This is a genomic window from Streptomyces sp. NPDC051020, from assembly GCF_040683105.1.
Classification (GTDB): Bacteria; Actinomycetota; Actinomycetes; order Streptomycetales; family Streptomycetaceae; genus Streptomyces.
Map to the genome: position 1 here is coordinate 1 of NZ_JBFBCG010000158.1, position 7,935 is coordinate 7,935.

Genomic DNA, 7,935 nt, shown 5'->3' on the forward strand with positions numbered 1-7,935 from the left:
CCGCTGTACCGCGCATCCACGACCTCGGCGCACGCCGCGGCACCGAGTGTTCACGACCCCGGCGCGCGCCGGGGCCCATCGGTCGTCTGACGGCAGTAGTTGACGGCAACGTCAGCGGACGGCCGCCCCGACGAGGCGTGGGTCGTCGCTGTCGTCGGGCTTGCTGGTGCTCTCGGCGGGGTTGCGGAGGGCGTGGCCCAAGAGGTCGATGGCGTCGCGTTGGAGGCGGAGTCGGACGTGAGCGTAGACGGTGGCCGTGACGCCGATGTGGGCGTGGCCCAACAGCTCCTTGATCACGACGAGTTCGACGCCCTGTTCCAGGAGGAGGGTTGCCGTCGAGTGGCGGAGGTCGTGGAACCGGATGCGGCGGAGGCCGGCCCGGTGGAGCAGGGTGTTGAAGTGGCGGGTGAGGGTGGCTCCTTCGATCGGCGCTCCGTTGGGCCGGGTGAACACGTACCCGCTGTTCTGCCAGCTTTTGCCGGCCGTTTCGCGTTCCCGGAGTTGTCGGCTGCGGTGCTGTTCGAGGGAGCGCAGGCACGGCGTCGGCAGAGCGATCCGCCGTTCGGAACTCTGGGTCTTGGTCGGCAGGGCGGTCAGGCCGCTGGAGTTGGTGCGCTGGAGGGTCCGGCGGATGCTGGCGGTTCCGCCGGCCAGGTCGAGGTCTTCCCAGCGCAGGCCGAGGAGTTCACCCTTGCGGAGTCCGGTGTGCAGGGCGAGCTCGAACAGCGGCTGCAACCGGTGACCGCTCGTCGCGGCCAGGAACGTGCGCGCTTCGTCGGCGGTGAGGGGTTCGAAGCGGCGGGGGCGAGGTGTGCCGGTGCGGACGTTCCGGGCGACGTTGCGTGGGATCTCCTCCTCGCGTACGGCGTGCTCCAGAGCGGACTTGAGGACGGAGTGCACGTAGGCCAGGGTCAGGGGCGAGAGCCGCTTGGAGCAGCACTTCCCGGCGGCGCAGCAAAGGGGTTGTTCACGGGCCGCGTCGAGGCCGCGGGTGCAGCACTGGCAGGTGGTGCGGAGCTGGTTGAGCCAGGTGCGGACGTCCTTGGCGGTGAGCTTGGCGAGCTTCTTCCGTCCGAGGCCGGGGATGAGGTAGAGCCGGGTGACGGCGGTGTAGCGGGTGTGGGTGTTCTCGCGGAGTTGGTGGACCGCGACAGCGTCGAGCCAGTACGTCAGGTACGCGGCCAGGCTGCCCTGCGCGGACGGGACGGGGACGCCGCGGTTGCTGGCGGCGATCTTCTCCGTGAGCTTCGCCAGGGCCTCCTTCCTGGTGGTGCCGTAGACGCGGATGCGCTTGCGGGTGTTGCCGGGGGCCAGCACGTATCCGGCGGCTTCCCAGCGGCTGTCCTTGCGCTGGTAGACGGTTCCGTCGCCGTTGGCACGGAGGCGGCGGGAGGCGGGGGTGTCGCGGGGTGTGGTCATCAGGCGGCGTCCTGTTCGAGGCGGGTGCGGATGAAGTCGGTGAGGGCGTGGGTGGGGATGCGGCGGGCGCGCCCGAGAGTGATCGAGGCGAGTTGTCCGGTGCGGAGCAGGTCGTAGACGGCGGAGCGGCCAAGCTGGAGGCGGGCCATCACCTGGGGCACCGTGAGCAGATCCAGCACCGGTCCCGCCTCCGCCTGGGGGACGGCGAGCGGGGGCGAGGCCATCAACAGCCCCCTTCGGCGACGAACTGCCGTTCCAGTTCCTTGCTGTGCCACACGCCGGCGGCGAGGAGTGCGGCGCCGGGGCTGTAGCCCGAGCCGAGGTAGTCCCACTGGCCGACGACGAGCGTGGTCGTTGGGTCGGGTTCGGGCAGGCCGGCGTGGGCGCGGGCTTGTTCGGTGCGCCAGGCGCGGCGGGCGTCGCGCAGCGCGCCGAGCGTGACGGAGTAGGAGCGGGACTTGGTGGAGAAGTGGCCCCGGAAGCCGAGCATGTGCGCCCACTTCCAGAGCTTGAGTTCGGCGAACTCCGGCAGGCGGCCCAGCTCCCAGCAGGTGCGGATCATCTGCCGCACATGCTGGGCGACGCCGAGCTGGGGCAGCGGCCGGGCCTGCCCGGTGCCGTCGCACGCGCTGCACGGGAGCGGGGTGCCGCGGAGCAGGAGGGTGGCGCCGCGTCCCTGGCAGGGGCGGCAGAACAGGGAGCGGTCGAGGGTGCCGGAGGCGTCGGCTGACTTGGTGGCGTACTTGGCGATGTAGGCGGCGACGGCCTGATCGGTGAGTTCGCTGTCGGTGCCGAAGGCCGTGATCTCGCGTACGTCGAGCTGCTGGCCCCAGGTGAGTTCGCGTTCCCCGATGGCGTCCGAGGTGATGGCGATGCGGGCGCGGGGTGCGGCGGCGCGGATGGCGTCGGTGAGCACGGCGACCGTGGCGTACGAGGGCGGGGGCTGGGTGCTGCCGTCGGGACCGTCGAGGCGGATCACGGTGTGGAAGTGGACCAGGCCGCGCTTCTGGTACTCGGCGACCTTGGCGAAGGACACCCGAAACACTGCGCGGGCGGCCTTCTGCGTTATGCCGAGCCGGGTGGCAAGCTCCCGCCGAAGGTAGATCGCGAAGCGGGCCCACAAGGCTCCGGCGTGGGCGTTGAAGAGGACCGCGCCGACGTAGTCGTACGTCGCCGGATTGAGCGGCGTACCGAGCAGCGTGTCCGTGGGTTCATGCCGGGTGCCGCAGCGGCAGGGCCGGGCGTCGGGGCGGTTGTGGACGGGGCCGAAGGATGGGGCGGTGAGGGTGGCGAAGACGCGGGGGTGGGTGCGGACGGTGTCGGGGACGGTTTTGCCGCCGGAGAGGCCGGCGCGGATGAGGTGGTAGGTGTCGGCGGCGTAGAGGCGGGAGCAGGCCGGGCAGCGGGAGGAGCGGCGGTTGCCGCACGCGGTGAGCAGGCTGCCCGTGGGCTCGTCGGAGGTGGTGTAGGAGCGCAGGACTTCACCGGTTGTGGTGTCGAGGGTGGTGGTGTGGCCGGTGAGGCGGACGGGCTCGGTGCAGCCGCCGAGGTGTTCGATCTGCTGCTGTGCGCGGTCGAAGTCGGGGTGGTTGATGAGGTGGAGCAGGTCCCGTACGGCGGGGCTTGCCACGTGGCGCAGGTCCAGGGTGACCATTCGGGGCGTGTCCCTTCTGTTCGGGTGAGCGGCCCCGAGCAGCAACCAGCCAGGCGTGTAGGCGTGTTGGTGCTCGGGGCATGACGAACCAGGCCCTTGGGCGGGCGTGGGGTTGAGTGAGGGGGGTGCGGCCGGTGGGGGCCGGGGCTCAGAGCTGAGCGAGTGCGGCGGTGGCCACCGGCAGGGCGACGCCCAGGCGAGTCCCCAACTGGGCTGCTGTGATCGGCGCTTCGTGCTCGGCGCGGTGGGTGTCCGCGATGCGCCGGGCCGCGTCCAACAGAGCGGGAGGCAGAGCCGGACCGGAGACTGACCGGGCCGCCTTGGCGACGGTGGCGGGCAGAGCAGCGGTCGGAGCCGGGGCGGGCTGCGGTTCCTCGGCAGGGGCGGAAACGACGTCCGGGACGAGGGTCAGGGATGCTGATTCGGGCGCGGGTGCTTCGTCAGGCACTGGCTCGGAGATGGGAGCGGCAGTGTCCTCCAGGTGCCGGGTGGGGTGGGTGAGGGTGTGGAACTGGGCGAGGAAGGCCGGGCCGACGTGGCCCCAGCCGAGGAGCAGGAGCGGGGCGACGGTGTCCAGGCAGGCCCGTCCGTAGTGTCCGGCCAGCAGCGGTTCGGCGGTGTTCAGGGCGAGGGTGAGCAGCCCGCACAGGTGCAGCAGCCGGGTACCGGCCCGCAACTCGACGTTGGAAACGCCGCGCAGGGCCAGGAACCGCAGGGCGACCAGGAGCCCGACAACGGACAGGTCCACCATGGGTGCGATCAGCGGTGCGATCGGGCGGGGGACGCCGAGGCGCAGGGCGAGTGCCCAGACGTTGCCGAAGGAGAAGACGAAGGCCAGGGCCGCGATGACCGCCATGACCACGGTCACGGTGCGCCGGGTGAATCGTTCCTCCGCCATGATCTCAACCCCCTTTCTGACGTGAGCTGTTCGGGATCACTTGGTGAGCGAGGGCGAGGGCAGGAGTGTTGCCGTCCGGCCGGTCGTACGGAGGAGGGCGTCCAGGAGGAGGTCCGGGTCGGCGGTCAAGTGCGAGGTCTCCTCGGCGACGCGGGCGGCGTCGGTGTCGGAGACGTAGGGAGTGCGGATACGGGTGTAGCCGGGGCGGCCCTGCATCGCCATCACCGCGACGCCGACGTAGGCGGGGTCCTGCAAGGTGACCGGACTGGCGTCGGGCCAGTTGCGGATGTCCTCACCCAGCGCGGCCACCGCGGCTTCCACGGTCTTCTGCGCGAAGGACAGCCCGATGGGGCACACGTCGCGGATGAAGGTGGGGATGGCGTCGCCGGTGGTCTTCTGGCTGATCAGGATCACCAGGATGCCGACACTGCGGCCCTTCTTGACCAGGTCCTCCACCAGCCGGGCATTCTCCGCCGTCAACGCGGCCAGGCGCTTGGTGGTGGCGTCGCTGCCCTTGTACTCGCGGAAGAACGTGTGCGCCTCATCGATGATCAGGACCGTGAGCGGCCACTGCGGTGACGGGCCGACGTGCCACATGTTCTTCACACCCAGCACGTCCCGGATGGTCGCCGAACGCCGCTTGCGCAGCTCCACCAGGCGCTTGAACAGCGCGTTCGCCTCATCCAGGTCGTCCCCGCAGAACGCGAACATCCGCTTGACCAGGTCGGCGTAATCGCCCTCCGAGGCCCGTGACACCTTTCCGTCCGCAGTCGCGATCTGCACGGCCGGAGACGGCGCGAAGTCGCAGACGAACCTGTTGACCCCCGAGGTCTTGCCCGCACCCGGGACGCCGGCCACCGTCACCCCGGGAACGTTGGCCAGGGACACGGACACCCGGGCGGCGTACTCGTCCACGCCCAGCTCCCAGCGCGTCAGGTCCGTGGGAGGGTGGCCGGTGGGGCGGTGTTCGGTCGGCGTGGTCAGCGGGTCGGAGCGCACGCCCCGGATCACCACCTTGCCGGGGCCGTCCGGCAGCACGGACACCCGCGTGCACCGCCAGGCGTCCGCCAGGAACCGCGCCGACTTCTGGTACTCCTCCAAACCGACCTGCGGCAGCGTGCGGGCCCGCACGATCACCCCGTACTGATCGGGCTTGACCTTGATCTTCGGAGTCAGCACCCGAGGCGCGGGAGCGGCACCGTCCTTCTGCGCGGTGATCTGCGCCAGCAGGCTCGGCGTCTTGTCGGTGACCGTCAGCTTGGCCATCCGCGCGAGGCGTACCCAGCCCCAGCGCACCCGCACGGCCTGCCGCATGCTGACCCGCGTGCCCCGGTCGGCCCGCACGTAGCGCACCACCGTCACCAGCAACCACACGCCGACCAGCACGACTGAGACCAGCAGCGCAACCGTCGCGTATCCCGTGATGGCTTCCATGTCAGGCCCCCTCTTCCCGTATCAGGTGGAGCACGTGGTCCAGGTCGAGGCGGGCCGCCTGCTCCGGGCTCAGGCCGAGCAGATCGAGCACGGCGGCCGAGACAGCGAACGTGGCCTTGCCCTCAGTCCCCGGCAGCGGCCGGAGCGGAGACAACTCCCGCTCCGGCACGCGGCGTTCGAAGCGGGTCACTGGGTTGCCTCCACGGTGATCAGCTCCAGACGGGCGGCCCGGTAGGCGACGCCGTCGGACAGCTGACCGTTGAAGATCCGCGCCCACGGGGTCGCGAACAGCTCCACCGGCCGCACCATCGCCCCCGGCTTCAGCCCGGCCGCAAGGCCGGTCTCCGGGACGGTGATCTTCAGGACCTCGGCCCGGCCGTCCTCCATGAGCATCACGGTCACCGTGTACAGCGACGCACCGGTCTCCCGGTCGGTGGCGACCTCCCCGGTCTGCTGGTCCTTGATCTTCAGCACCGGATCGGTGCCCGCGATACACACCGCCGACGGCAGCAAGGCAACACGGATACGGGTCATGGCCATGCCATCACATCCTCGTTCGATGGAGTCGCTTGATCGACTCGATGATGACCACAGCGCTACGGCGATACAGATGCAACGCACGCATAGGTGGGACGGTCGATAAGGACGGTGGTGCGGGCGTGTGCGGCAGGCGCTACGGACGCTACGGTTGGCCCATGACCCTGCCCTTGGACGACGGCCCGCGGCCCCCCTACCTCCAGGCCGCCGAAGTGCTGCGGGCCGCCATCCTCAGCGGCGAACTCCAGCCCGGTGAGCGCCTGCCATCGGCGCGTGAGCTGCAAGAGCGGTTCGGCGTCGCCAGCTCCACGGTCCAGAACGCCCTGCGCGTCCTGCGGCAGGAGGGGCTGGTCTACTCCGTCCTCGGCCGGGGCAGCTACGTCAGCCTGCCCCTTGACCAACAGGACACCGGAGAAAAGGACGGCGACGAAGGCGCGGCAGGAGACGGCCCCTTCCCTCCTGGGTGGCGTTCGGCCCGCGCAGAGGACAACCGCCCCCCTTCGTCCGGACCGCGGACACCCTGCGCGAAGAGATCAAGGAAGGACTCTTCCCCCCGGGTAGCAAGCTGCCCTCCGCACGTGAGCTGCAAGAGCGGTTCACCATCGCCAACTCCACCGCGCAGAACGCCCTTCGCCTCCTCAAGAGCGAGGGGCTGATCTACGCCGTCAAGGGGCGCGGCGTCTTCGTCCGCACCGCCCCGACACCCGGCAAGAACTACAGCTCCAAGGTCGTCCAGCACCTCCAGCGAGAGGAGGTCGAACGGCAGGCCCTCAGGGCTGCCGGCGAATTCGCACATCTCGCCGACGCCGAGCTCAAAGCGCTTGCCGACCAAATCCATGACGAGCTCAACCAGACCCGCACGGCCTACCAAGCAGCGGTCGAGAAGGGCCGGAAGATCACCCGCGAACTGGCCCGCCGTGGCCAACTCGCGCCACCGCTCCACGACGATCCCGCAGCCGCCCGCAAGGAACTCGAAGACAGACTCGCAGACGCGAAGAAGCGCCGCCAGCAGGGCCCCTGACGGACAGGCTGACAGCTCGGCCCGTGGTTGGAGCTGTTCAGAGTTTCTTTACTTGATCAAGGCGACCCGCTGACGCGGGTCGCGCGCGGCACGGCCGCCCACCCGGCCCGCTCTCGGCTCCGCCACCGCAGGCCGGCCAGCGACCAGGCCGCGCAGAAACGCGTAGCGGACCACTGGAAGCGCGAAGGAAGCCGGACGCGCCAGCACGGCGAACACCAGGCCGACGATGAGGCGACGGCGGGGAGTTGGCCGGGACGGCGGCCCGGCAGGTGGGGCCGGTCGGTTCCGTGGGCTTTACCCACCTCCCCGGGCCGGGGCCCGCGTCGGGCAAGGCCAGGGCGCCACTCGTTCAAATTCCGGGCAGGATCACGACCTGCCCGAGTTGCCGGGCCAGCGTACGGCCCCCTGACCATGCCCGACCCCAACCCGGGCAGGACACCGGCCAAAGCCCACTCCACCGCCCTCACGCGCGCTGCCGTCTGACGGCAACGCCGACGGCAACAGGGGCGCACAGCAAGGCACTTCCACGCACACCCACGGACTGGACGAATTCCGCTGACCTGCGAAAACGCAGATGACGGCGCCTCAGCCAGCACACGTACTATGTGCTGACGGGGGCCACCCCCGTACTCGTTCACAATTGCAGTGGTGGAACTGCTCCGAACGGGGCTGCTTGTTCCTGCAATGGATCAACGAATCCGTCGACACCTGATCTCATCGAAGCCATTGCCACCCGCGCGCAGGTTCGGCTTGGTGGCAGCGGAGCAGTATCCGGTACCGCCAAGCATGCGTACGCCGACGTCCTGCTCACGCGATATCAGGGCATCTATGGCAGCCGTGGCCTGATTACGGAGCAAAGCTTCCTGCCCCCTGGCCAGGGAGCTGTCGATTAATAACTCCTTGATTTGTTGGGGTGGTTGGGGTCGTAGGATCCGAGTGTGACGGAGGGGACTGAGGCGGTATTGGCGGCAC

General features: G+C 69.9%; 8 protein-coding genes and 1 pseudogene. 2 read left to right on the plus strand and 7 right to left on the minus strand.

The genetic code is table 11. The features are described 5' to 3' along the window. Positions 1-111: 111 nt before the first annotated feature. From AB0N06_RS37375 to AB0N06_RS37405, 7 genes are all read right to left on the minus strand, one after another. On the minus strand, positions 112-1,419 hold the full coding sequence (locus tag AB0N06_RS37375) for a tyrosine-type recombinase/integrase (RefSeq protein WP_366139128.1): 1,308 nt from the start codon (positions 1,417-1,419) through the stop codon (positions 112-114). Further along, complete coding sequence (locus tag AB0N06_RS37380) at positions 1,419-1,643, minus strand: helix-turn-helix domain-containing protein (protein ID WP_366139129.1); 225 nt, start codon at positions 1,641-1,643, stop codon at positions 1,419-1,421. The genes AB0N06_RS37375 and AB0N06_RS37380 overlap by 1 nt, the downstream gene beginning before the upstream one ends. Beyond that, entirely contained in the window at positions 1,643-3,073 is a 1,431-nt protein-coding gene (locus AB0N06_RS37385) for a replication initiator (protein WP_366139131.1), read from the minus strand. The genes AB0N06_RS37380 and AB0N06_RS37385 overlap by 1 nt, the downstream gene beginning before the upstream one ends. 148 nt (positions 3,074-3,221) lie before the next feature. After that, positions 3,222-3,971 carry a DUF2637 domain-containing protein gene (locus tag AB0N06_RS37390; RefSeq protein WP_366139132.1) on the minus strand — a complete coding sequence of 250 codons (750 nt, stop codon included), beginning with the start codon at positions 3,969-3,971 and terminating at the stop codon, positions 3,222-3,224. A 36-nt stretch (positions 3,972-4,007) separates the two neighbouring features. Then, positions 4,008-5,405 carry a cell division protein FtsK gene (locus AB0N06_RS37395; protein ID WP_366139133.1) on the minus strand — a complete coding sequence of 466 codons (1,398 nt, stop codon included), beginning with the start codon at positions 5,403-5,405 and terminating at the stop codon, positions 4,008-4,010. A 1-nt stretch (position 5,406) separates the two neighbouring features. Continuing rightward, positions 5,407-5,595: a hypothetical protein gene (locus AB0N06_RS37400; protein WP_366139134.1), complete on the minus strand. Its 189-nt coding sequence runs from the start codon at positions 5,593-5,595 to the stop codon at positions 5,407-5,409. Next, complete coding sequence (locus tag AB0N06_RS37405) at positions 5,592-5,945, minus strand: hypothetical protein (RefSeq protein WP_366139135.1); 354 nt, start codon at positions 5,943-5,945, stop codon at positions 5,592-5,594. Before AB0N06_RS37405 ends, AB0N06_RS37400 begins: the two co-directional genes overlap by 4 nt. Positions 5,946-6,100: 155 nt before the next feature. Between AB0N06_RS37405 and AB0N06_RS37410 the strand changes: the two are divergent. After that, a pseudogene (locus AB0N06_RS37410) lies at positions 6,101-6,265 on the plus strand (winged helix-turn-helix domain-containing protein); the annotation flags it as partial. A 140-nt stretch (positions 6,266-6,405) separates the two neighbouring features. Further along, the gene (locus tag AB0N06_RS37415) at positions 6,406-6,963 is read left to right on the plus strand and encodes a GntR family transcriptional regulator (RefSeq protein ID WP_366139136.1); all 558 of its coding nucleotides are present in this window, start codon (positions 6,406-6,408) and stop codon (positions 6,961-6,963) included. Positions 6,964-7,935: the final 972 nt, after the last annotated feature.

What these genes read in the sequence shown, in the direction of transcription:
- AB0N06_RS37405 (WP_366139135.1), bottom strand. Translation starts at nt 5,945, where the DNA reads ATGGCCATGACCCGTATCCGTGTTGCCTTGCTGCCGTCGGCGGTGTGT.
- AB0N06_RS37380 (WP_366139129.1), bottom strand. Translation starts at nt 1,643, where the DNA reads ATGGCCTCGCCCCCGCTCGCCGTCCCCCAGGCGGAGGCGGGACCGGTG.
- AB0N06_RS37375 (WP_366139128.1), bottom strand. Translation starts at nt 1,419, where the DNA reads ATGACCACACCCCGCGACACCCCCGCCTCCCGCCGCCTCCGTGCCAAC.
- AB0N06_RS37385 (WP_366139131.1), bottom strand. Translation starts at nt 3,073, where the DNA reads ATGGTCACCCTGGACCTGCGCCACGTGGCAAGCCCCGCCGTACGGGAC.
- AB0N06_RS37395 (WP_366139133.1), bottom strand. Translation starts at nt 5,405, where the DNA reads ATGGAAGCCATCACGGGATACGCGACGGTTGCGCTGCTGGTCTCAGTC.
- AB0N06_RS37390 (WP_366139132.1), bottom strand. Translation starts at nt 3,971, where the DNA reads ATGGCGGAGGAACGATTCACCCGGCGCACCGTGACCGTGGTCATGGCG.